Genomic DNA, 24587 nt, shown 5'->3' with positions numbered 1-24587 from the left:
AGATGATTAATCTCTCTACCCCACAACAGAAGGTTAGATTGCGACCTGTAGTTCTTTGGCAATCGTTTGCAGCGTTTCGGTGGAATCTTGTACTTTACTCACTGCACTAACGGTCTCTTTTGCTCCCAAGTTAATGGTGTTCATCGCAGAGACAGCCTGCTGTACACCAACCGCCTGCCGCTTTGCAGTTTGGGCAATCTGTTGAGAGTTGTTATAGACTTCGTTAATCGCTTCTGCAATCTGATTAAAGACATTGGCGGTATCTTTTGCGGTTTCAATACCTGCTTTTGCTGTTTTCGTCCCTTCGTCTGTCACCATTACCGTGCTGTTAATGGAGGACTGAATCGCTTCTACCAGGGTACCAATCTTACTGGCTGAGTCACGACTTTGGTCTGCCAGCTTTCGAATTTCACCCGCAACCACCGCGAAACCCTTTCCTTGTTCACCGGCTCGGGCTGCCTCTACCGCTGCGTTTAGGGCTAACATGTTCGTTTGGTCTGCCACGTCCGCCACCAGGTTTGAAATGATCGAAATCTGGTCGGTTTGTTCACTCAGCTGCATAATCTGATCTGCGATCGCACCCACCTTAGACTGTAGCTCCTCAATCTCCTGCACCGTGTTTTCCACCGCCTGGCTTCCAGTTTCCGATAGGGTCAGGGCTTCACGGGCACCGTCAGCAGAGGTATCCGCCTTTTGAGCCGCCTGGAGTGACGCCGCACCCAGGTCCTCAATGGTAGAGGTGGTTTGGGTTACCGATGAGGTCTGTTCTGTGACAGCCTGTTCCTGCGCTTCAACCGTTGCTGCAATATCTGAAGAACTGTTAGCCACCGATGCAATCGAGGTTTGCAGTAGTTTCGCTGTCCGCAAAACAAGCCAGAAAATAAAGCCCAGTACCGCAATGTCAAAGATAAAAAACGCCAACTGCGTGTTACCTACTTCTTTAATGTGCGCCACCGTAATGTTCTCCGCTGCCTGTACAGCTTTATTAGTGTCTTCAAAGAAGGTTTCACTGTCTTTAATCAACTGAGTCTTTTGACTGGGATCTCTACGATATTCAATAACACCTGCCTTTAATACCTCCCAGTTGGCATCAACCTTTTCCATAGCAGCGACAAACGTCTTATCCTTCTGCTTATGCAGCTTCAGCTCTTCAGAACCGTTGAGCAGACCATCAATATGAGTATCGATTGTGGCGATTAGCTCATCATTGGGTTGACCATGGATTTCCAGTTTAACAAGTCTTTGGCTAGCTCCGCGAACAATACCTGCTTTGTTTACCATAGAACCATCAAACTCACCCTCCTGAGTTCGAGTATTTTCAAAAATGGTTACACCTGCGGTCAAAACAGCCAGTCCGATAATACTGTATTTGAGCTGTGCAGTAATTCTCATGGGATCGATCCTAAGTTAGATTGCAAATAAATTGGTCAAGAACGTTGAGAGTGGTCGGTAGCACCAGGGGCTTGCTAGGCTGCTTGATCAACAATTAACCCCCCATCCGAAAAGAGCTTAGGGAGGTCAAGAATACTCAAGTTTTTCTCACGGTAGCGTGTGGCCCCTTGGAAAAATACTTGAGAATGCTGAGGTAACGCTGCAGGCATAGAAGCAATGTCTGATGGGGGAATATAGATCACATCCAGCACTTGATCAACCGTTATACCAGCAGCAATATCATCAACCTCAATCACAACAGCCTTAGGCACTTCGTCCACTGCCTGAGAGATATTCAACGCCCCTCGAATATCAATTAAGGTCATCACTTCTCCGCGCAAATTAATGTTGCCCATAATGTGGGGAGGGCAACAGGGAATGGCCCTGACATTGCGCACATTAATAAATTCCCGCACCCGTTGCAGATCTAGGCCAAAGTATTCCTCCTCTAATCTGAATACGGCCAAAGGCAACAACTTATTAATATCAGCCCCAGAGCTTTCTAGGGAATGGACGAGGGCATCGGCCCTCTGGCGAAAAATCTGCCGTTCCTCTGACGAAATATTCGGACAATACAATGAGAAAAAGTTGGTGATAATAGGCATCTGTTGGGCTTCAAATACCTGCTCATTTGGATAAGCCGTCGTACCGTCGGACTCGACATCATCCAGTTTAGACTCTAAGGCTATGGTCTCTACTGCATCCGTTTGGCGAATTAATGTCTCTGGGTTCAACAATGTGATCAGACTATCATTGACCTTAGCAATACCTGCAGCAAATGCCGTATGGGCATGCTCCCTCAACTCATAGGTGGGAACCGCTTCAATGATAGATGGCGACAAAGACTGAACGTCGTAAACCTGGTTGACCACCATGCCAACCTGCAAACTTTGCCACTCAATAACAATAATACTGTCACTAAGCTGACAATGGGGACTGCTCTGCCCTAATCGCTTAGCAAGATGCATAATCGGCAGAATTTTACCTCGGAAATTTAGGATACCAATAATATCGCCTGGCGCATCGGCAATCGGTGTTAATTCGGGAAGTTTCAAAATCTCTCGAACTTGAGAGGTTTCAATGCCATACTGCAAATCATCAAGTTCAAAAAACAAGTAGGATTGGTTGTCCATCATAGCTATTTAACGATAAAAGTGTTATGACATCACCGTAATGGGAACATACTTTGTCAAAACCTCCAACAGTTTTGGACGATCAACTGGTTTGGTTAAATAATGGGTTGAGCCAACAATTTGCCCTCTGATTTTATTAAACATTCCATCTTTAGCAGTGAGCATCACAATTGGCAGATCCCGAAATCGACCAATGCTGCGTACGGTTCGACACAGTTCTAGGCCATCGATGTCAGGCATCGTTACATCCAGCAGCATTAGTTCGATTTTTTCCTTATTTAATAGGCTAAGAGCATCCATGGCATTGCTCGCCAGTAGCACATTATATTGCTCGCCAATAGCCCGTTTAATCATGGTTTGTACCACTAAGCTGTCATCAACACTGAGAATCGTAGGCCGATTCTCAGCGACTGCGTTAGCGGTAGGAATGGCGGGACTAGGTGTACTCTTTTCTAAAGAATTAACATTAACTTTCTGCGACTCATTCGTTGTCGGAGGTTGATTAATAACTGTTTTCTGAGGCTTTTGAAGCGCAGCCAGATACTTCTCTTGTTCAAACGTAATCCAGTCCATTTGAACAAGTTTGCGATACTTATGGGCAAGTTCCAGGGGATCTAGATTGATGTGGTGGGCAATATCATACAGCGTGCGCTGACCATCTATCCATTGGGGTACATGTTGCTTGGCCCAATCATCGGTGATCGTTTGGCGACTATGGTTAAGCTGATAAGGAATGGCATTGGCTGCTGGAATTACATCCGCTAGGGACGCCCATACCTGTTGTCGCTGCATGAACTCCAGTTCAAGCTGATCCCACGTAAATCCATGACCATCGTCTCCATAGGTAAGATCCACGGCAACAGACCTATTTAATACGATCTTGCCAGCGTAGGGAAAGATTTGTTCTAGGGTTAAGATGACTTGCTTGCGCATATATCTTTCGATATCGTCCCAGGCAAATAACTTAAGTCGAATAAAAAGTTCTAGATATTTACGTATAGAGGTCTGATCATCAATTCTTTTCTGGGCAAGCTGTAAAGCCGTTGCCATGATTTCTAAATCGAACTGTTGCCCCAGCGCTTTGGAAAAGTTCGTTGGATCAGGTAGTGAGAACCCACAATACGTAAGTTCTCCATTATGCAACACTAAAACAGTAGGATGTTTCTTCTGGAGAACATTTGGCAGTAGCTCTACATAGGCAACTCCACTAAAATTACTATGTTGCAATTCTAAGATTGAATCGCCTAGCTGTTTAGGTTTAAAGTGAAGCATCAATCCTCTCCTATGGAAAATTTGGAAGATTCTAAAATCTTTTTATGGCGTAGCCATTGCCATGATCTGCAATCAGAGTCTCTACGTACGTGAATCTACGATAACTATCAATGCGGCCAGTTAAAAATCGCACCGTCCAAGTAAGCAATGGGTTCTCATTAGCTATCAGACATTGGGGTTTCTTTTCCGATTTTGGACATTTGGCGAGCGTTCAAATTTCGGTTCGAGGAGTTAAGCCGAGGAGACTGGACCCACCCCCAAAGCTTTTAGGAGATGGGGGCAAATCCCAAAAATCAAACGTGTTGTTCACGGTTTATAAAGGGTGAAGCGCAGGACTTAATCAGCGTCAAACTAACGCATTAATTTTCTCTCGCCTAGGATCTAGAAGAGGATAAAAATGATCTTCTGTTGCCAACAAACTGATGAACATATCGACCATTTTGGCAGTGATTTATATGGTAAAGCATTCGAACAAGCGATCAATTTAGCTTGACATTAATTATTAGTTAACAACAAGATTAAGATGAAAATGTTTAATCTCATTGTTGATTTGATATGGTTAAAGTGCCCACTAAATTAAAAGATGAACATGGAAAGTAGGTGTGATAATTTAACCTAAAAAAAACTTAACCAAGGGAGTGTACAGGGATCAGGCATTCGAGAATAGCCATAGCCTATGAAAATCTTTTATTACCAACGACGGGATGGCCAACCTAATTTTGGTGATGAGCTGAATAGGTGGTTGTGGCCCCAACTCCTACCAAATTTTTTTGATGATGATGAATCCACCCAATTTATTGGTACAGGGACGTTATTGAATCATCGATTGCCAGAGCGCACGGCCCATGCACAGCGTCTGATTATATTTAGTAGCGGCGCAGGTTATGAACAGCCTCTGACCGAAATTCCGCCCCATTGGCACATTGCCTGCGTTCGGGGGCCGTTATCGGCCCGTCGTCTAAAACTACCTCGCCAAAAAGCAATTACAGATGGAGGCATCCTGGTGCGTCGTTGCTTCTCTCCTATCGGCAAAAAAGTGTTTTCCCATGGGTTTATGCCCCATATTCACCATGCTAATTTTGCCGATGGCATCTGGAAATCCCGATGTGAAGAGGTGGGTATTGGTTACATTGATCCTCGTTGGCCCATAGAACAGGTCTTAGAGGCCATTAGCTGTATTGATGTTTTACTAGCGGAAGCAATGCATGGGGCGATTGTGGCCGATGCTCTCAGAACGGCTTGGATTCCTATGATTACCAGCCCCAGAATTCTGAGTTTTAAATGGCAAGACTGGTGCGCCTCAATCGCTGTGCCCTATCGTCCCCAGAGATTGTTACCCCTTCCAGACTATCCAAACTATGCGAGGGGATTGCGCTCGTCATTACAGGCAGGATGGCTGCGGGCTAAGTGGGGACAGCAGATATTGTCATCTCAGCCGACAAAACTTCTGTCCCCGTCTGCGGCAGATACGTTAGCCAGAGTTATTAAACATGGTCGACCGGTTTTGAGTACGGACAATACCATTGAGCGATTGACTATGAAATTAGAAGAAGCATTAAGTTCTCTAAAGCAACCTATAGCTTGGTAAATTGTTAGGGGGGTTGCTTAACACAGGGAAGAAAGGCTGACATCAGGAAAATCAACATGAATTGATTCTGTTTAGCTAGACTAAAGGCAAAGCAGAATTTTCCCTTTAAAATATGTCTCTCATCGCCTTTTCCCAGTATGTTCCGCGCAAGCGGGGGCTAACGGTTGCTCTGCTTGTAACGTTAGGGCTGTGGGCGGCTCCAGCCGAAGCCGCCACCCTTGTTTTAGAAAATCTAACATTCAGGGAAGTTACAGGTGATTTTAGAATTACAAGGGGAGAAAGAACGTCTGATGCCTTAAGAATTTTTCAAGATGTTACGGGGCCTAATATAGATCTGTTCTTATCCATTGAAGGACTACGTAGGGAGGGGTTGATCGGGTTTCGTCTAGAGTCAGTGGTGACCAACCGCACTAACACGCCTTGGGTGTTTTTTGACCATGAGCTACAAGAACAGTTTCGGGTGCCTAGCCCTGAGGAAGATGGCTTATCCTTTGCCCAAGGTATTCCCAGTGTTAGGCCACGCTCCAATGCCTTTTCGGTGGTTGATGAAGTTACGGATGTGCGAGACTTTGTGAACTTTACGGGGGGCGTTGTAAATCCTAATCAGACGGTTACCTTTCGCTATTTCATTCTGGACAATGCTCCAAATGATCTATTTTTCCTGAGGCAGCGTCCTAACTTTGCGCCTGGTGGTGTCGGTGTTGTCACTCCCCCCCCACGTCCCCCAAGACCAGCACCGCCACGGCCAACGCCGCCACCAGTAGCACCCGTTACACCACCAGTAACACCCGTTACACCACCAGTAACACCCGTTACACCACCACCAGTAGCACCCGTTACGCCCCCCACACCACCGCCGGTAATTGACCCAATTCCAGAACCTACGCCCCTGACTTCGGTACCGGAGCCAGGGGTATTAATTGGCCTTTTGAGTATGGTGGGTCTGGGCTACTGGTGCCAGCGCTTGAGCTGCCCCTCCTCTAGAGAACTATGATTTGACGATCGTTACCCATAGGGAAAACACCTCAAAAAGGTAAAGTTTTGAAAAAATGATATAGTTGAAATACTTCATAACTATAGAGTAATTAAAGTTAAACCCATTTGAGAACGATTTGACCCATGAGTCCTCCAGTCAACCCATCGCATGCTAAGGCAGCTGTGCCTGCCGCTGATTCTGCCCTAGGGCAATTAGGCGGCCAGACAAAATTTCAAGAAGATAACTGGCAGCGTGATGGCGGTGCTGGTGGCCGTACCCCAGAGGCTGGGCTGACTAATCTCTTTCTCAAGTCCCAAGATTGAGTGCACGGGAAACTCACACCTTGATGTGATTATCAAGCTATGTGGCAAGGGAACATAATAGGTATCTCCAATCATGTAGAGATGAGCAGGAGGGCTCCTAGCTCCTGAACATACTCAACCCATAGTGTCCCTTGCCTTTTCTCTTCCCCTCGTTCTTAGGAATGAGGATTTAACCAGGTTTACTTTTTGTCGTACAAGTTGCGATAAAACGTCTCTTCAGATCCTTTTTAGGATCTTATACAAGCCTTATTCCTTAACAAAGATTGTCTCCGCTGAACCAATATTGACTGTTTGAGGTATTTACAATGGACCATAATTTAGCATCTTGCTTGCGAGAAGGAACTCAAAAGTCTCATACTCTGGCCGAAAATACGGCGTTTATGAAATGTTTTCTCAAAGGGATTGTTGAAAGGGAACCCTTTCGTCAATTGATGGCTAACCTATACTTTGTTTATAGTGCCTTAGAAGAAGAAATGCGCCGCCATGCTCAACATTCTGTCATGGGTTCCATGTATTTCCCTTTATTAGATCGGGTGCCTCAGTTGGAAAAAGATCTCGCCTTCTATTATGGGGACAATTGGCGTAACCAAATTACGGCCTCTCCTGAAGGACAGCGTTATGTGGAACGCATTCGGGAGCTATCTGACCAGAATCCTGCGTTGCTAATCGCCCATGCCTATGTCCGTTATATGGGTGATCTCTCTGGGGGACAAAGCTTAAAGGCAATCACTCGCTCAGCCCTAGGCTTGTCAGATGGTGTGGGGACAGCCTTCTATGAATTTGTAGAGATCCCAACGGTGGAAGCTCGACGAGCCTTTAAGGAAAAATATCGCAATACCCTCAATTCCTTACCGATTGAAAAGAGCCTGGCCCGTCAAATTGTGGATGAAGCCAACCTAGCGTTTCGGCTCAATCACAATGTCATGCATGAGCTGGAGCCATTGGTGAAAGACGCCATCGGCGATCATGTTTTTGATCTGATTACTCGCCAGGATAAGCCGGGTAGTACGGAACATCGCCATCGCTCGTCTGAACAGGCTGCTGAAATGGCAGTCGCAGAATAATCTTTCAGAATTCCTCCGCTCTTATGGATCTCCAATCCCCCTTATGGGGGATTTTTTTAGCCCCTGGATCTCCTTGGACTATGGAATCTTTGCTTCAAACCTACGGAACATTGCCGCCGTGTTCGATACCTATTTGAGAGATCACACCATTCGTCAATTCTCTCAGTCGGTTTGCTTGTCTTTCACCATCACTGCACCCTTTTGATATCAGGAGAACCCTGTATGCGTATCCTTATGATTCAACCCAACTACCATTCAGGTGGGGCAGAAATTGCGGGTAACTGGCCGCCTAGTTGGGTGCCCTACGTTGGGGGAGCCTTAAAGCAAGCGGGCTTTGATGACATCCGCTTTATTGATGCCATGACTAACTACATCGAGGATGAGGCGCTGGCCGTTCTCATTCAGGAGCATCAGCCTGATATTGTTATGGCCACAGCGATCACCCCGATGATTTATAAATCCCAGGACACCCTGCGGATTGCTAAATCTGTTTGCCCTGATGCGATCTCAATTATGGGCGGTATCCATCCCACCTATATGTACCGTGAGGTGTTGCAAGAAGCCCCCTGGGTTGATTACATCATTCGGGGAGAAGGGGAGGAAATTAGTGTCAACTTAGTTCGAGCCATTGCCGAGGGCCGAGACCATCAGGACCGTGAGTCAATTTTGGGACTGGCCTATTTAGATGATGCCGGTCAGGTGGTGGTCACACCGGCCCATCCGCCAATTCGTGATCTGAATACGCTCTCCCCCGATTGGACCTTGCTCGATTGGGACCGGTACATCTACACACCTCTGAATGTGCGGGTGGCCGTGCCTAATTTTGCCAGGGGTTGTCCTTTTCGCTGTCGGTTTTGCTGCCAATGGAAGTTCTGGCGGAAGTACCGGGCCCGGAAGCCTAAGCTATTTGTGGATGAAATTGAGCATCTGGTCAAAGAACACAATATAGGATTTTTCATCCTGGCCGATGAAGAGCCCACCATTAGTAAGGCTCGATTTGTCAGCCTATGTGAAGAATTGGTAGATCGCAACCTGGGTGTTCATTGGGGCATTAATACTCGGGTGACCGATATCTTGCGAGATGAGGCCGAACTACCGCTGTATCGGAAAGCTGGTCTGGTCCATGTGTCGCTGGGAACAGAAGCAGCGGCCCAATTGAACCTCGATGTCTTTCGTAAGGAAACCACCATTGCCGATAATAAACGGGCCGTAAAACTACTGCGTGACAATGGCATTGTGGCGGAGGTGCAGTTCATTATGGGCCTCTCGAATGAAACCCCTGAGACCATTGAAGAAACTTACCGCATGACTCGGGACTGGAAGTCAGACATGACCAATTGGAATATGTTTACGCCCTGGCCGTTTGCGGAACTGTTTCAAGATCTCGAAGATAAGGTCGAAGTGCGAGACTTTTCCCACTACAACTTTGTGACGCCCATTATCAAGCCCGACAATATGACGCGGGAAGCGGTGCTGAAGGGGGTTTTACGCAACTATGCCCGCTTCTATGGCTGGAAGTTTTTGGAATATTGGTTTACCCGTGATCCGTTCAAGCGGCGCTATTTATTGGGATGTCTGTGGGCGTTTGTGCAAACCACCCTTAATCAGCGTTTCTATAATCTCAAACGGGTGAAGCGTAAGGGAATGCAGGCAGAGATTGAGCTGGGCTTTGATCAATCTCGTATTCTCTCTGCTGAAGATATGATTAAGCTTAAGGCGGCCAAGCTGGCAGATGTTGAGTTTGCTGGTGACGTTTCGGCCTGTGGCGCACCCAACACCGTAGCGGAGGCTAATGAGTCTGCCAACGATGCCATAGAAGAAGATGTGCAAGTGGTGATTGTGGATGGGGATGAAGCGGCTCGCATTGCTTTGCGGAAGGGTTTGCGATCGCAAGCCGGCATCGAAATTGCCAGTGAAGCCACCAACGGTGAAACTGGGCTGATATTGTTAGACTCCATCGTTGTTGACATCGTCATCGTCTCCGATCCGCTGCCAGATATGTCCCTCCCAGAGTTTATGCAACGGGTTCAGCAACAAAATAGCTGCCAACCTTTCCGGCTGCTGATCTTGACAGATGCCCCTGAATCCTTGTCAGATATTGACTCCGTGAAAGTTGCCTATAGCCCACACGGCAGCTCAATGGAGCATCTGGCTCAGACCATTCACGCATTCCAATCCGAGGAGATCGTCCTGAATCCCGAAGTTTCAACAGTCCCATCAGTCAAGTCTTCTAGTTTGGCCTCACGTGCATGATTTCTATCCCATCGGCCCTGATTAATCAGGTGTATCGAGGCCAAAGCAAGACCAGTAGTCTCTGGGCCTAAGTAATCTAGGTAATGACCTGATAGGAACCAAAATTACTTAGGCTCCACGTCTCTCCAGTATCAATGTTTGGATCTGATACAATCCTTATCCCTTCGCCAATAACACTAAACCGATGACAGTATTTCCTTCTCTTCAAATTGGTTCATACATCGCTCGTTATCCCATTATTCAGGGGGGTATGGGTGTGCGGATTTCATGTGCTTCATTGGCCTCTGCAGTTGCCAACGCAGGGGGGATCGGCACCATTTCAGCCTCAGGGTTAGGAATTAATTCTCCCTATTTCGATGCCGATGAACCCAATCCTAAAAAGCGTCACCAGCAATTTCTAACCGCCAGTCGATTGGCCTTAATCGATGAATTAAACACCGCTCGCCGCCTGAGTCCAACTGGGATTATCGGGGTGAATATTATGGTGGCCGCCCGTGAATACCAGCTGTTGGTGCGTGCCGCTGTTGAGAACGGTGCCAACGTCATTGTTGCCGGAGCTGGTTTGCCGTTGCAATTACCGGCCTATACCCAGGATCATCCAGAAGTGGCGCTGGTCCCCATTGTCTCTAGCGTTCGTGCCGCCAAATTGATTTGTCGTAAATGGCAACGGCAGCAAGGCCGCTTGCCCGATGCGTTTATTGTGGAAGATCCTCAGGTAGCGGGTGGCCATCTGGGGGCTACGGAGGACACCCTGAACGATCCTGAGTGGGCAGCAACAGCTGTCATTCCCGCACTGGTTGCTTACCTAAAAGACGAGTTTGAGACTCCCATGCCTGTGATTGCCGCTGGGGGCATTTGGGATCAACGTGATATCGTTCGGGCTCTGGCTCTGGGGGCCGATGGCGTGCAAATTGGCACTCGTTTTATCACCACCCATGAATGTGACGCTGACCTTCGTTACAAGGAATTTCATCTCAATGCCAGCCCAGACGATGTGAGGCTAGTGCCTAGTCCGGTGGGGTTACCAGGGCGAGCTTTACTCAACCCCTTTGCCGAAAAAATTATGGCCGGCACCCCTAATCCTCGAGGAAAATGCCTCGCTAATTGTCTCAAGAGCTGTAAATTTCGGGATAAGCGCGAGACCTATTGCATTATACGAGCCCTGGATCGAGCCTCTAGGGGTGATATTGAAAACGGGTTAATTTTTGCCGGGACGAATGCGGGTAGAGCGACACGTATGATGTCCGTTGCCGAGATCATGCAAGAATTGATGACACCGGCACCCGTTCAGTTGACTTGACGCCCCCTGCCCGGATACTTTGCCGCTGCCGCACACCTTAAATGCTTAATATTTGATTAAATTACTATATGATGATATATTCTTTCGCATACGATTGATCTATTAAAATCAATCGTATGCGTTTATTTCTCTGGACCAAGTCGGTGTTAATAACATGGTTCAAGCTTACCTTGCATTTTTTTCTTTAGTAGTTGTCTTTGCGATCCTGTTTGTTGTTGGTGATGTCTAGCCCTGGGATGTTGTCGTCGCTTTTTTAAATATTTTTGCAAGCAAAATAAGGAGGAAATAATGCTGTTTCGTCAGTTGTTTGATCGAGCAACTTGGACCTATACCTATTTGATTGCAGATTTAGTGACCCGAGAGGCGGCGCTCGTTGATCCAGTTCTAGAGCAAGTAGACCGTGATTATAGACTCCTGACTGAATTAGAATTGGTACTGAAATATTGCTTAGAGACCCATATCCATGCTGACCATATAACAGGCACGGGTAGGCTGCGAGAGTTAACTGAATGCGAAGGGGTTGTTCCCCAGAATGCCAATGCAGCCTGTGCCAACCGCTATCTTCAGCATGGAGAGAGCCTGAGGGTTGGTAATGTTAATATTCAAGCAATTGAAACCCATGGTCACACGGATAGCCATATGTCGTATCGGGTGAATGGCACCCATGTGTTGACGGGGGATGCCTTATTTATTCGCGGCTGTGGGCGTACGGATTTTCAGAGTGGTGATGCCGGTACACTCTACGACCATGTGACCCAGCGGCTGTTTACGTTACCAGACGAGACGCTCGTTTATCCAGGCCATGACTATCAAGGGCAGACGGTCTCTACGATTGATGAAGAGAAACGCTTTAATCCCCGGTTCGTTGGCAAAGATCGGGCCAGCTTCATCCAGTTTATGAATAATCTCCACTTACCTAATCCTAAAAGAATTATGGAAGCGGTTCCCGCCAATGAGCAATGCGGCAAAGTTGTTGTAACAACATGACATTGCTGTTGATATAAAGGAACTTCCTGATTAATGATTTGGTTGATTGGTCATCTCTTAGCGGTCTGCATTGGTCTGAGTTTGGGTCTGATTGGGGGTGGCGGTTCTATCCTGGCAGTGCCTATTCTGGTGTATGTCATGGGTTTGGGGTCGAAAGGTGCGATCGCAATGAGTCTCGTCATTGTGGGCATTGTGAGTCTGATGGGGGCTATTCCCCATTGGCGTCAGGGTAACGTCAACCTGAAGATAGCCATAATTTTTACACCAGCCGCAATGCTCGGCGCATACATAGGGGCTCGTATGGCGGGTCTACCTTTTGTTACGGGTAGCTTTCAGCTAATTTGTTTTGGCGTGGTCATGGTGATTGCGAGTACTTTGATGATTCGCCAAAGCCATTCGAAATCGGCGTTAGCCCATGCCGGAATGTCTATCGATAATGCCATGGACAAGGACCAGGGTCATCATTGGCTCTTGATACCTGTAGAGGGAATCGGCGTGGGTGTACTCACTGGATTTGTTGGTGTGGGGGGTGGTTTCATGATCATCCCCGCCTTAGTATTACTGGGCGGCATTCCCATGAAAGAAGCCATCGGCACCTCCTTGTTAATTATTGCCGCGAATTCAGCGACAGGTTTTTTGGGCTACTTAAACCAGGTGAGTGTGGATTGGGCTTTAGTAAGTTCTTTTACCTTAGCGGCAGGCATTGGCACAGTTGCAGGCTCCTACCTGACTCAATTTATTAATGCCAGGCAATTACAAAAGGGATTTGGCTATTTTGTTCTCGCTGTCGCAATTTTTGTTCTGATCAAGCGATAGGTGGCAACGGATTCTGTGACAAGATTATACAAAGTTCTGACTGATAGCATCCGATATCGAATGGCACCCACCAGGGGATGCCCCTACAGATCCTTCCATTTTTAATCGGGTTTGATGAATTCGGATTTGGTATTAGATCTTAGATCGCGCTTCAACTTTGCTAAGGAATGCTGATCCCTAAGGCGCTTGCGCTTCAATAATTCCCCCGTTACCCCATCATTCATCCACCCATCGACAGCCCCAACCTGGGACTTTATTTTGTTGTGCAATCCCCTAAGACCCCTGATGAGGCAGCAGCGTCATCAGGGGAAATCGTGTGATTTGTTCTCTCACAATGATTTTTATCCATTCAGTAACGGATCATTTAACTCGCTTTTCTGCCATAATTAATGAAAATAATTACTATTAAACGGATTATGGTGTTATCCGAATTACAGCGTGGTGAGTTGGCCGTTGTTGATCAAGTAAGTTCTGGAAAAAATAATCAGGCCTTTGTGCACCGTCTGGCTGGGCTAGGAATCATTGTGGATAGTTCAGTGAGAGTGCTTCGCAAAGTGGGCTTTGGCGGTCCCCTCCATATTCGCGTCGGTGCGACTACGGAGGTGGCCATTCGCCGTAAAGAGGCCGACCAGATTGTTGTTCGCAATGTTGAAACCTGTTCCCATAGAACCTGACAGTAACCTAACAGTAACCTGACAGTTGCCGCGAGGGCATTTGCTGACTTGATTCAAGTATTCTTTGGTGCAGTTATGATTCATCAGGGCAGAACAACAACCATTCAACCGGAAAAGGGTGTGAGGCGAGTGGCCTTAATCGGCATGCCTAATACGGGTAAGTCAACCTTTTTTAACCGGATTACAGGGGCGTCTGCCTTTGTGGGCAACTGGCCAGGGATGACGGTGGCGTTGCTACAGGCTCAGGTGGAACTGGGTGGTCTCTGTACAGAGTTTGTCGACTTACCGGGTATTTATAATCTCAAGGGGTTTTCAGAGGATGAGGCCGTTGTTCGACAGTTTCTTCGTGACTTTTCGATCGATTTAATTGTTGTTGTCCTGAATGCGGTTGAAATTGAGCGCCAAATACAGTTGCTCTTGCAGGTGCAGGCCCTGGGTTACCCCACGCTGGCTATCCTCAATATGGCCGATGAAGCCAGGCGCTATGGCATTCGCATTGACAATGATAAACTCGCCCAGCGGTTGGGCATACCGGTTCTCCTGATCAGTGCTAAGTACGGCCAGGGCTACGGCAGAGCCTATGCCGCCATTGCCCAGCAATTGACGGCACCGTTGTTAGCGCATCAAGTTCGGCCTGACAACGATCGCTGGGGTGATGGTGACATGGCGACCACAGCTGAGATTAAGACGCTCTTAGCCGATAGTGTGATCCGGCCATCTCAGTTGGCCATGACGTTAACGGCGCGATTAGATCAGGTGTTATTGCATCCGATTTTTGGACTGCCGCTGTTTTTTCTCGGTCTCTTCCTGGCCTTTTGGTTGATTTGGACGGTGGGTTTGCCCGCCCAGGGGGTGATGGGTCAGCTAACGGATGGCATCCAGGCTTACCTGATTGAACCGCTGCTGAGCTTTTTTCCAAACATCATTCAGAATTTTGTGATTAACGGGGTTTGGAATGGCATCGCCACGGTGGTGTCTTTTGTTCCCCTGATTATGTTGTTTTTTATGCTGATGGCAGTGTTGGAGGATAGTGGCTATCTGTCTCGTTCAGCCTATTTGATGGACGCCTTTATGGAAAAGCTGGGGCTGGATGGTCGCAGTTTTGTGCTACAAATGCTGGGTTTTGGCTGCAATGTACCGGCTTTAATGGGCACTCGGGTGATGAGATCGCGACCGCTGCGGCTGTTAACCATGCTGGTGATTCCATTTTCGTTATGCTCAGCCCGGTTACAGGTGTTTGTCTTTATTCTGGCCGCCGTCTTTCCTGACAGCAGGGGTGCGATCGCACTCTTCTCGCTTTATCTCCTCAGTTTTGTGGCCGCCTTGATCACGGCTGTACTTTTCCAAAAGGTATTTAAGCATGATGAGCCCTTTGTTTTAGAATTACCCCCTTACCGCTTTCCCACCTGGCGTCAGGTGCTCATGAGAAGCTGGCTTGAAGTCAGGGATTTTTTGACCCGAGCCTCAGGGTTCATTCTGTTGGGCTGCATTGCTGTGTGGATCGTGACCCACTTTCCACAAGGGGCCACCGGTTTAGACACCATCGGCGGACAAATTGGGCAATTTCTCAGTCCCGTGATGAGTCCCATTGGCATTGAACCTCAGCTCACCCTGGCGTTAATCTTTGGCTTTGTGGCCAAGGAGGTGGTTGTAGGATCATTGGCCGTGATCTACGGATTGAATGATGCCGCCGTTGGCCAGGTGCTTTCTGAGCAACTAACCTTTATTCAGGGATATAGCTTTTGCATTTTTTGTTTGCTCTATACCCCCTGTTTAGCAACCGTGGCCACATTGAAGAATGAGTCAAAGTCCTGGAAATTCACCGTCTTATCCCTAGGGTTTTCGCTCGTACTCGCCTGGGTTGCCAGTTTTATTTTCTATCAAGGTGCCTTACTGTTGGGGTCTCACTAGGGTTCCGTCAAGACTACAATTTCGGGTAAGACAGAAGATTCGGGTAAGACAGAAGAGCCAAGCGTAAACGATCGTGAACTACGATAGTGAGGGTGTCATTTCGATATCTTTTTTGTAACTCAATTGCTTGGTTGCCACGCCCACAATATGATCCCCCACAATTGGAAATGGAATCTGGAAATGCTCATAGTCCATGGGGACAAACCCTGCTTCGTCTAAGGCTTTCCAGATCTCACGATTGGGATGACAGTTATCAAACAGGGTTTTCCAAGCCGGAGTAATTGATTCCTGAAGATGACGCGCCCAGGTATCGGGTTTTGCGGCCACATGTTCAAGGAAAATGAATGTCCCCCCCGGTTTAAGAACGCGTTTAATTTCTTGAATAGCCTGCCCTAAGTGGGTGACTGAACAGAGCACATGGGTACTGACGACCGTATCAATCGTATTGCTCTCGGCAGGCAAGTGCTCGGCAATTCCTTCATGGATTTTAATCTGTTGCAACCCTTGCCGCTTAGCTTCCCCATGCAAATAAGGATGCATAAACCGATTCGGTTCAACACCCAGCCAATGAATGCTTGGCGAGTAATAGCTGAGATTGGCCCCGGTACCGGGGCCAATCTCTAGCACAGTACCCCCTAGATTCCCCAAAAGCGCCTGCTTGAGATCACCCAAATTAGTATGGTGCTCACAGCCTGTTACTTTGATGGCATGCAGATCGCCCGCAGTTGCTTTTGCCATCCCCCAGGCTATCAATTGCTTTTGCAGTTGAACAAAAAGGGAAAACTTCATAGTGTCCTAGTATTTGCTAAGCCGATTGTTGCATCGGGGGTTGGGCGTCTGGCACGGGGCCAAAAATTCTGTCGCTAAAGCGCACGTACCAGGCCGCTGCCTGTACCTGGATGATGTAGGCCATGGCGATAATCAGGGCAATTTCAGATCCTTGTTCGTTGCCAAAGGCGGTCATGGCAATGGCCAAGGCAATGGATAGGTTACGCATGACAGTACCGTAGACCAGTGCGATCGCATCTCCCCGCTTAAAGAAGAATTTACCGATGAGTGTGCTGAAGAGGAAGTTCCCAACATACAAGATCGCCAGCGGAATCAAAAACGAAAGCAGTACCAGGGGATTGGCAATAATATCTTTGGCTTTGAGGGCCATCGCGACAAAAACGATCCCTAACACACCCAAGGTGGAAAAGGCTGGAAATTTCTTCTTAAGGTTTTTCTGATATTTATCCGCTCCAACAATTTGAATCAGTGTAATCCGAGTGACAAACCCCAAAACCATGGGTAAGAAAACAATGATAACAATTTGCTTAAAAATACTAGCCAACGGAATCTCGACCACTGCCCCCATTAACCACTTGGCATAAAAGGGGGTGGCAACCGAGCCCAAAATTAATCCAATGACCGTCATTTTAATGGCCGCACTAATATTGCCCTTGGCAAAGCCTGTCCAGGAAATGGTCATGCCGCTGGTGGGCAACAGGGAGGCCAACAAAAGCCCCAGGGCCACCAGGGGTTGATCGGCAAAAAACAGCTTTCCCATGCCAAAGGCAAAGAATGGAATCACCGCAAAATTAATCAGCTGGGTGAGTAATTGAACCTTATAGTCTCCTCCCGATAACACTTTCTGAACTTGCAGATTAATCATCATGGGATAGACCATGAGAAAAGTCAGAGGAATGATCAAAGCCTTTAGGGAAGTCGGATTAGCGACAGCCCCAAAGATTAGACCAGCGATCATAAATACAGGAACAGACCAGACTAAATTTTTCTGGATGAACCCTAATACCTTCCACACGACAATCATTCTCCTTTTTCGTCAAGTTTTTGCGAGTCTATCCGTGACCTACTCTTTCACGTGATCTCGATGGGTGGGCAAACCGGCTTTCTGCCAGGCCATCATGCCGCCTGTAATATTAAACACCTGGCTAAAGCCCAGTTTAACCAACATCTGAGCAGCCATTGGACTGCGGTGAGCCGTCAGACAAATCACCGCGAGAGGTTCATCCTTGGGAAGTTGCCAAAACCATCGCGGCAGTACCAGGTAGCGCAACAACGGAACCTGAGCCATCAGAATGCGCGGTAGACTCAGGTTAATGGCATCAGGAGCATGAAAAAGATTGTATTCAAGCCGACTCCTGACATCAATGAATTTCGAAATCTTAGGGGATTGAACAAAGTCTTCTGGAGGTACGTCACTGATAGCTGGCTTAGGGGGTGATGCGGATACCATAGAGTGTTTCTTAGGCAAAGTGTTCCAGGTCTGGGCGATTATCTTGCCATCAAGTCAGAACAAGACAATTGCACAGACCAAGTTGGGTTAGCTGTGAGCTGTGAGAGCAGATGTCATCTCCAGGGCCACGGGTGTTGCCTCCCCATTCGCTAATAACAGGGGAAAGTGATGGGCATTGGGAGCATGCATGGCTTGAATCCCCAGGGTTGCCCGGTTAATCAGATCGGCATAGCTGGGAATGATCCGACCCTGGCTATCCAAGATGGACTGATTAAAGTTGAACCCATTGAGATTAAAGGCCATAGCACTAATACCTAAGGCAGCAAACCAGACGCCGATGGTGGGTAAAGCGGCTAACAGAAAATGAACCGAGCGGCTATTGCGCATGGCGGCACCAGGAATGAGCAACCGCCCCAAATACCCAGCATGACTGGCAAGCAGATTATAGGTGGCTTCCTGTTGACCAAAGCGATAACCAACGTTGGCAGACTCTGTTTCAGAGGTCTCTCTAACCAAACTGGCGGTAACCAAGGAGCCATGGAGAGAACTGAGGAGAGCGCCACCAAAAATGCCAGTTACTCCCAGCATGTGCAGGGGATGCATCAAAACATTATGCTGGGCCTGCAGCGCTAACATAAAGTGGAAGGTTCCAGAAACCCCCAAGGGCATGCCCTCTGAGAAACTACCCTGACCCATGGGATACACCAACAACACAGCGGTTGCAGCTGCCACAGGCGCAGAAAAGGCCACGGCAATCCAGGGTCTCATGCCTAAGCGATAGCTCAATTCCCATTGGCGACCAAGATAACACCAGATCCCAATTAAAAAGTGGAACACAATCAGCTGGTAAGGGCCGCCATTATAGAGCCACTCAGCCGCTGAACTGGCCTGCCAAAGGGGATAAAAATGAAGTCCAATGGCGGCTGAAGTCGGCACAACTGCGGCAGAAATCAGATTGTTACCACTTAAAATTGATCCCATGACGGGCTCACGAATGCCATCTACGTCAACAGGTGGCGCTGAGAGAAGTGCGATCGCAAACACCATGGCTGCAACCACAAGGGTGGGAATCATCAACACACCAAACCAGCCAACATAAAAACGGTTCTGTGTGCTTGTGACCCACTCAGAAAATTGTTCCCACAGGGTATAACGATCAGGGGTGGATGGTCGCTTATATCCCTTATATCCTATTAATGTACTCATCAGTTAAACCTCCAAGATGTGCAAGAGAGTTTGACGGAGCTACCTGACTGATTACTTTGAAAGACCTAAAATCGCAAACACGGGCTATGCAACATGCAAGCTAATCTCAAGTCAAGTAACCTCAGCCTTATTGACTCAACTACCTAGTCTTAAATGCATCGATAATGACTAAGAAGCCTTAAGTGAGTGATAGGACGATGTCGAGCAACTTAATCACTATACAACCAAGTAGCTATTTAATCAACAAAACGATTGATTTTTGTATCAGTCTGTCTCCTAATGCCTCCCGTCATGATATTTCCAAAAAAACAAGAGTTCTTGATTATTTTCATTAATCGCTTTATAGTTATATAAAGCTTGAGTCCATTCCCCCATGAAATCGATGCAGGCATACGCTGATAGAGGCTGAAGTCCTTTGAGGGAAGCCGTGGCTCAGTAGGCCAGAATGATACCTAATCTGCTGTGCAATATCATGGGTGAATTTCAAGGCCCAGGCACCTAACCATTTCTGATCTGAAGAAGGAGATCTGAATCCGATATGCCCTATTCTGCAGTCGATCAAACGCTTGATTTTCATAGTGATACCTATCGCGATGCTTTTACTCGTATTAATGGCATCGTTATTGAAGGAGAACAGGCCGCTTACGACAATTTCCTATGCCTGGCAGATCTGTTGCCAGAACAGGCCGAAGAATTAGTCCGACTCGGTAAAATGGAAGGGCGTCATCGTAAAAGTTTTGAAGCCTGTGGCCGAAATTTGAATGTTATTCCTGATTTGGCATTTGCCAACCAGTTTTTTGCTGACCTATGTCAAGCTTTCCAAACGTCGGCAACCGACCGTAAGATAGCCACCTGCCTGTTGATTCAATCGTTGATCATAGAATGTTTTGCAATCGCAGCTTACAACGTCTATATTCCGGTTGCCGATGCGTTTGCTCAAAAAGTGACGAAAGGAGTCGTTGCTGATGAGTATCACCATCTCAACTTCGGAGAAGTTTGGCTTAAAGCACACTTTGAGACAGTAAAAGCAGAACTCGAGACTGCTAATCGTCAGGTACTTCCGTTGATCTGGCAGATGCTCAATCAGGTTGAAGCTGACCTGCAAACCGTAGGCATGGATAAGCAAACACTAATAGAATCCTTTTTGGTGCACTATAGTGAGGCACTCAAGGAAATTGGCTTTAACAACCGTGAGATTTTACGCATGGCCAGCCATGGTCTGGCCAGCTCTAAACAACGCTGATTTTCTCCATGGGAGCGTAGAGGCCGTTTTGATGGTTGGTGTCGCATAGTTTATGAGTAGTGCTAAGAGTCAGGCCAGCCATTGTGTCTCAACAACGCTCCCTCTCATATGTAGGCTCTCTTCTCGCAGGTCTCTCTATTGTTGAGGCTTGTGCACATATCCACCCGTCGCTGGATCAATGGAAACATACGTCAAACCAGCTTCTTTCCAGGCGCTGATTCCCCCTTCCATATGGGCAATCCTATCAATCTCTGAATCAATACATTTTTCAGCAATCAGTCGCGATCGTCTGCCAGAGCCACAATACAACACGATGGGCTTCTCATCAGCTTGTATGGGTAGTTTCCTTGGGTCAAAGGAGGCCATGGGAAATAGCATGGCTCCAGGAATATGCTCAAACGCGTATTCTTGAGGGGTGCGCACATCAATCAGAACAATTTTGTGCCGTTCAAATTGCTCCTGTACCTCATGGGGAGTGAATGCTTCGAACACCAACCCACTCAGCTGCTCAGCTACGGCCATAGTTTTATACTCCGAAGACTAAAGGCTCTCTATTTTAATTGGGCTTTAGAAGACCCAATACACTATATAATTAATCAGTTATATAGGCAAATCACCAACCTTTGACTCCTCTTGCCATCATTGCCGCCAGCAGGGGAATCAGAATAAACCCCAGCAACTCAATTTTAATAATCCAGGCCAGTTGGTTAACCCTGGAGAGTTCCAGACTTGGCGGATTGCCCTGTCGTAAGTCTTTGATCCAGGTTAAAAATGAAAAGGTTGGATACAGCGAGAGGGTACCAATGGCGACAAAAATGGCAACTTTTGCATAGAAAACAGGGTTGCTCAGGTAATAATCGGCTCCCTTACTAAAATAGAGAACCCGCAACACACCTGTTATGAGCACAACTGTAGCTGATATTCCATAAACGCCATCTGCAATGACTATCTTCCAGGTTTCACTGATACTTAGCTCTTTTTTCAAAGTGACCCCTTCGACAGATAGGGCGGCAAAGATCAGCATGAAGCTGGCGTAGTGCAAATAGGCAACAAGGCTACTTTTCCAGATCAAAATCTATCCCCTTTATTTTTGGTTTATTTTTAGTTTTTTAGTAAGTTAGCTCAGGCTTAAATCTCTGTATTTCCCTGCATCACTGGGCTATGCCTCATTCAACAGCTCCTACCAATGGGAAGGCATTCATCCTTAATGCCCCACCCTGGCGAGGAATACCGTTGGAGGACAATAGGCCAGCGATACATCTGATCAAGCCAGTGCTTGCAGCGGGACAACATCATGAAAGTGAGTAAAGTCGATGTAGCACTCACCCGCTGGGGTTTCATGGATGATATCCATGAGGCGACAGTTCCATAAAATCTCCTCACTATGAAACAGATATTGAGCATGGACAGCTTGAGCAACCGTTTCATCAATACCACTTAAGGAAATCACCACTTGGGCTCGAAGTTGCACCAGCGATTGCGCAGTTTGTCCTTTAAGGGGACTTTCGGTATCAATAGGATGAATAGCTGTCCATGTCAGAGCAAAGGCAGGGGCCTGGCTGCGTAATAGTCGCAACGGATAAAGCCGTCGCATAAATTGTCCCTCCGCACTCACCTCATCCCGCAACAGATATGCCCGTATTTGAGCCTCGACAATCTGATTCCCCCGCTGATTCGCAACCCGAAACATTAAGGTTGGCAGACCATTATAGGGTGTGATCACAGCAAAGTTACTGAAGATAACTCGAGCCGTGGGTTGGGAAAAGCGAGCAAAGGCTAACCCTGTCACCAAAGCAAATCCCACCAATCCTACCAGTGCCTCTACTGCAGCAGCTGTATTCGCAAAGGGAGTTTGGGGATACATTACACCGTAGCCAATGGAGGTCAGGGTTTGTACACTAAAGAAGAATGCATCCCAAAAGTCATGAGTTTGGGCATTGGCAATCCCTCCCCCAACCAAGTAAATAAGAGCAAACCCCGCATTGAGCAACCCGTATATCGCTATAATCAATAGCAGAAACCCTGGCCAGGGAATGAGCAAGAGTAAATGGTAAGGATCACGCCAATATGTGTGCCAAACGTCAGCATCAGGGGATTTCAAAATACCTTTAGCAGAAACCAGGTGACATCTCTTCCTGTTCACATGCCTGATATTGCGTAGTTGCACAATCCTCCTCCCCATCACGCTTTAGAGGATCACGCAGCAGAGGGAATAGAAGCATTTTTCGTAAAACGAATCATCAGATGATCATCTTCTAATTTAGCGCCTGCTGGTTGTAACGCTGCTAACGCCTGTGGAAGAACTAGATTACGACGATGGTTACCAATGCGAATGTTGAGTTCATCCCCCGTCTTATGCAAATGGATTTGCTCTTTGGGAATATTTGGCAGATAAACATCTAGACAATACCCCTCAGACTGTTGCACTACTCGGAGTGTGGTCTCCCGGTAGTAAACCTGGGTCGGATCTTCATCGCCATAGAGAGTGTCTTTCAGTCGCTCTAGGGCAGCCAAACCACAAAGTTCTTCATTGTAGAGCGGAACTTCTTTGATGGGTAACGGTTGAAAGTCTTCTTGAATTTCCTGGCGATACTGTTGTTGCATCTCCTTCCAACGGGCGAAGAAGGGATCGCTCACCTGTTCAGGAATAATGCGGTTGGCGATCACCAGATCAGTTGCCACATTATATAAACTCAGGTAAGCATGCGCCCGAAGTGACTCGCTAATCACCATTTTTTCAGGGTTTGTGACTAATCGCACCGTAGTTTGAGTGCTATCCGTGAGCACTCGCTCCAGTGCTTCAATTTGTTCATAGAACTCGTAGGGGGCATCCATCACCTCTCGATCAGGGAGAGAGAACCCCGTCATGCGCTTAAAAATGGGTTCAAACACAGGGCTCAGGGTATTGGCCATGCCCTGGAAAGGCTTGTAAAAGCGACGCATGTACCAGCCAGAAATTTCTGGCAAGCTGAGCAGACGCAGGGCTGTGCCTGTAGGGGCTGAGTCCACAATTAGGACATCAAAATCTCCCGCATCGTAATGGCGTTTCATCCGCACTAGGGCAAAAATTTCGTCCATTCCAGGCAGGACTGATAGCTCTTCTGCCTGCACTCCATCCATCCCCTGGGCCTGGAGCACGTCTGTAATGTAGCGTCGAACCGCTCCCCAATTCTGCTCCATTTCTCTGAGGGCATCGAGTTCAGCCCCCCACAGATTGGGCCGAATCAGGGTTGGATCATGGGACAACTCTAGGGCAAAACTATCCGCTAATGAATGGGCTGGGTCGGTACTCAATACCAGTGTGCGATATCCCAGTTCTGCTGCTCGCAGGGCAGTCGCAGCTGCAACTGATGTCTTACCCACCCCCCCTTTTCCAGTCATCAAAATAATACGCATTCGTAAAAACCTCTTAGTTGATCACACCCACCAGGGTTGCTCATTAGTACGGGGGTCAGTCTCGTTCCAGGGGTAGATCCAGATGGCATCATCCTTAACCACCACGTGAACTATCTTGAGGGGAAGGGGCGCAGGCCCACGCACAACGTTACCCTCCGGATCGTAAAGCGATCCATGGCAGGGACATTGAAACTGCTGATCTGCAGGATTCCAGGGGAAGGTACAACCCAGGTGAGTGCAGTTATCAACAATACCTCTAGCCCCCAGGGAACCATCGTCTTGGACGATCAAATACGTCGGTTCGCTGGCCAGCCCTGCAATCAAGGCGCGAGTTCCAGGCGGATTAGCAAGGATTTGGCTGGCTGGAATCGGGGTGCCCAGTTTATCTTTTGCGAGAATCCCACCTCCCTCAGATACTTCCCGAGGTGGGATGAAAAACTTAGCGACAGGGTAGAGGGCTGAACCAGCGGTTGCGGCAACCGTTGCCCCTGTCAAAAAATTGAGTAGTTGTCGCCGAGACAGTGATGGGACTTCGAAAGAAAGTGCATCATCCATATCGATCAACCTCCTTATAAAATGGAACAACATATCTATGACCGTCTCAAGAAGAGGGCAACCTCAAGCAGAGGGTAACAACCTGGCTGAAGTGAGACATGGTTGTTAATTGCGATCACTTAATCGAGTCATGTGGCAAGCAAGTGCAAATTTTCTTTACCTTTCTTACTAATCAGTAGTATAACCAATTAGTAATGAAATTGTAAATTATTTTATCTAT

23 protein-coding genes are annotated in these 24587 nt (G+C 47.5%); 11 read left to right on the top strand and 12 right to left on the bottom strand.

Features of this window, described 5'->3' with window-relative positions:
• Nucleotides 1-33: 33 nt before the first annotated feature.
• The 3 genes from SPB21_RS06680 to SPB21_RS06670 form a co-directional block, all read right to left on the bottom strand.
• The gene (locus SPB21_RS06680) at nucleotides 34-1392 is read right to left on the bottom strand and encodes a methyl-accepting chemotaxis protein (protein ID WP_499866046.1); all 1359 of its coding nucleotides are present in this window, start codon (nucleotides 1390-1392) and stop codon (nucleotides 34-36) included.
• 74 nt (nucleotides 1393-1466) lie between these two features.
• Entirely contained in the window at nucleotides 1467-2567 is a 1101-nt protein-coding gene (locus tag SPB21_RS06675) for a chemotaxis protein CheW (RefSeq protein ID WP_499866045.1), read from the bottom strand.
• Between the two features lie 21 nt (nucleotides 2568-2588).
• Nucleotides 2589-3836, bottom strand: coding sequence for a response regulator (locus tag SPB21_RS06670; RefSeq protein ID WP_499866044.1), 1248 nt, complete (start codon nucleotides 3834-3836; stop codon nucleotides 2589-2591).
• A gap of 676 nt (nucleotides 3837-4512) precedes the next feature.
• Between SPB21_RS06670 and SPB21_RS06665 the strand changes: the two genes are divergently transcribed.
• The 10 genes from SPB21_RS06665 to feoB all read left to right on the top strand — a co-directional run bounded on the left by SPB21_RS06665 (nucleotide 4513) and on the right by feoB (nucleotide 15728).
• Nucleotides 4513-5424: a polysaccharide pyruvyl transferase family protein gene (locus tag SPB21_RS06665; RefSeq protein ID WP_163659271.1), complete on the top strand. Its 912-nt coding sequence runs from the start codon at nucleotides 4513-4515 to the stop codon at nucleotides 5422-5424.
• A 112-nt stretch (nucleotides 5425-5536) separates the two neighbouring features.
• Complete coding sequence (locus tag SPB21_RS06660) at nucleotides 5537-6418, top strand: hypothetical protein (protein WP_499059135.1); 882 nt, start codon at nucleotides 5537-5539, stop codon at nucleotides 6416-6418.
• A 125-nt stretch (nucleotides 6419-6543) separates the two neighbouring features.
• Nucleotides 6544-6723: a hypothetical protein gene (locus SPB21_RS06655; protein ID WP_499866043.1), complete on the top strand. Its 180-nt coding sequence runs from the start codon at nucleotides 6544-6546 to the stop codon at nucleotides 6721-6723.
• 305 nt (nucleotides 6724-7028) lie between these two features.
• Complete coding sequence (locus SPB21_RS06650; protein WP_163659274.1) at nucleotides 7029-7787, top strand: biliverdin-producing heme oxygenase; 759 nt, start codon at nucleotides 7029-7031, stop codon at nucleotides 7785-7787.
• Nucleotides 7788-8009: 222 nt separating this feature from the next.
• Complete coding sequence (gene bchE / locus SPB21_RS06645) at nucleotides 8010-10040, top strand: magnesium-protoporphyrin IX monomethyl ester anaerobic oxidative cyclase (protein ID WP_499866042.1); 2031 nt, start codon at nucleotides 8010-8012, stop codon at nucleotides 10038-10040.
• 184 nt (nucleotides 10041-10224) lie between these two features.
• On the top strand, nucleotides 10225-11340 hold the full coding sequence (locus SPB21_RS06640; protein WP_163659276.1) for an NAD(P)H-dependent flavin oxidoreductase: 1116 nt from the start codon (nucleotides 10225-10227) through the stop codon (nucleotides 11338-11340).
• A 288-nt stretch (nucleotides 11341-11628) separates the two neighbouring features.
• On the top strand, nucleotides 11629-12327 hold the full coding sequence (locus SPB21_RS06635) for an MBL fold metallo-hydrolase (protein WP_163659277.1): 699 nt from the start codon (nucleotides 11629-11631) through the stop codon (nucleotides 12325-12327).
• 33 nt (nucleotides 12328-12360) lie between these two features.
• On the top strand, nucleotides 12361-13143 hold the full coding sequence (locus SPB21_RS06630; RefSeq protein WP_499866041.1) for a sulfite exporter TauE/SafE family protein: 783 nt from the start codon (nucleotides 12361-12363) through the stop codon (nucleotides 13141-13143).
• Nucleotides 13144-13532: 389 nt separating this feature from the next.
• A complete protein-coding gene (locus SPB21_RS06625) occupies nucleotides 13533-13817 on the top strand; it encodes a FeoA family protein (protein ID WP_250564639.1) in 285 nt (94 codons plus the stop codon).
• 75 nt (nucleotides 13818-13892) lie between these two features.
• Entirely contained in the window at nucleotides 13893-15728 is a 1836-nt protein-coding gene (gene feoB, locus SPB21_RS06620) for a ferrous iron transport protein B (RefSeq protein WP_499866040.1), read from the top strand.
• 78 nt (nucleotides 15729-15806) lie between these two features.
• On the opposite strand, the gene SPB21_RS06615 is transcribed toward feoB, so the two are convergent.
• The 4 genes from SPB21_RS06615 to psbA all read right to left on the bottom strand — a co-directional run bounded on the left by SPB21_RS06615 (nucleotide 15807) and on the right by psbA (nucleotide 19173).
• Nucleotides 15807-16517, bottom strand: a complete 711-nt coding sequence (locus SPB21_RS06615; RefSeq protein WP_163659279.1) for a class I SAM-dependent methyltransferase — start codon at nucleotides 16515-16517, stop codon at nucleotides 15807-15809.
• A gap of 16 nt (nucleotides 16518-16533) precedes the next feature.
• Nucleotides 16534-17532 (bottom strand): bile acid:sodium symporter, encoded by a 999-nt coding sequence (locus SPB21_RS06610; RefSeq protein WP_163659280.1) that lies wholly within the window; start codon nucleotides 17530-17532, stop codon nucleotides 16534-16536.
• A gap of 48 nt (nucleotides 17533-17580) precedes the next feature.
• Complete coding sequence (locus SPB21_RS06605; protein ID WP_499866039.1) at nucleotides 17581-17967, bottom strand: rhodanese-like domain-containing protein; 387 nt, start codon at nucleotides 17965-17967, stop codon at nucleotides 17581-17583.
• An 87-nt stretch (nucleotides 17968-18054) separates the two neighbouring features.
• Nucleotides 18055-19173 carry a photosystem II q(b) protein gene (psbA, locus tag SPB21_RS06600; RefSeq protein WP_163659282.1) on the bottom strand — a complete coding sequence of 373 codons (1119 nt, stop codon included), beginning with the start codon at nucleotides 19171-19173 and terminating at the stop codon, nucleotides 18055-18057.
• A 538-nt stretch (nucleotides 19174-19711) separates the two neighbouring features.
• Between psbA and SPB21_RS06595 the strand changes: the two genes are divergently transcribed.
• Nucleotides 19712-20416 (top strand): aldehyde oxygenase (deformylating), encoded by a 705-nt coding sequence (locus SPB21_RS06595; RefSeq protein ID WP_499866038.1) that lies wholly within the window; start codon nucleotides 19712-19714, stop codon nucleotides 20414-20416.
• Between the two features lie 135 nt (nucleotides 20417-20551).
• Here the strand turns inward: SPB21_RS06595 and SPB21_RS06590 are convergent, their stop codons facing one another.
• From SPB21_RS06590 to petC, 5 genes are all read right to left on the bottom strand, one after another.
• Nucleotides 20552-20938: a rhodanese-like domain-containing protein gene (locus SPB21_RS06590; RefSeq protein ID WP_163659284.1), complete on the bottom strand. Its 387-nt coding sequence runs from the start codon at nucleotides 20936-20938 to the stop codon at nucleotides 20552-20554.
• Between the two features lie 91 nt (nucleotides 20939-21029).
• Entirely contained in the window at nucleotides 21030-21485 is a 456-nt protein-coding gene (locus tag SPB21_RS06585) for a DUF2214 family protein (RefSeq protein WP_163661605.1), read from the bottom strand.
• 195 nt (nucleotides 21486-21680) lie between these two features.
• Nucleotides 21681-22598 carry an ion channel gene (locus SPB21_RS06580; RefSeq protein WP_431731999.1) on the bottom strand — a complete coding sequence of 306 codons (918 nt, stop codon included), beginning with the start codon at nucleotides 22596-22598 and terminating at the stop codon, nucleotides 21681-21683.
• A 14-nt stretch (nucleotides 22599-22612) separates the two neighbouring features.
• Entirely contained in the window at nucleotides 22613-23812 is a 1200-nt protein-coding gene (locus SPB21_RS06575) for a TRC40/GET3/ArsA family transport-energizing ATPase (protein ID WP_163659286.1), read from the bottom strand.
• A 21-nt stretch (nucleotides 23813-23833) separates the two neighbouring features.
• A complete protein-coding gene (gene petC, locus SPB21_RS06570; RefSeq protein WP_163659287.1) occupies nucleotides 23834-24367 on the bottom strand; it encodes a cytochrome b6-f complex iron-sulfur subunit in 534 nt (177 codons plus the stop codon).
• Nucleotides 24368-24587: the final 220 nt, after the last annotated feature.

Origin of the sequence: Leptothoe sp. ISB3NOV94-8A (assembly GCF_043421595.1) — a bacterium.
Classification (GTDB): Bacteria; Cyanobacteriota; Cyanobacteriia; order Phormidesmidales; family Phormidesmidaceae; genus Leptothoe; species Leptothoe turfae.
The sequence above is the reverse complement of the archived record's forward strand: the minus strand, read 5'-3'. Positions and strand labels throughout refer to the sequence as shown.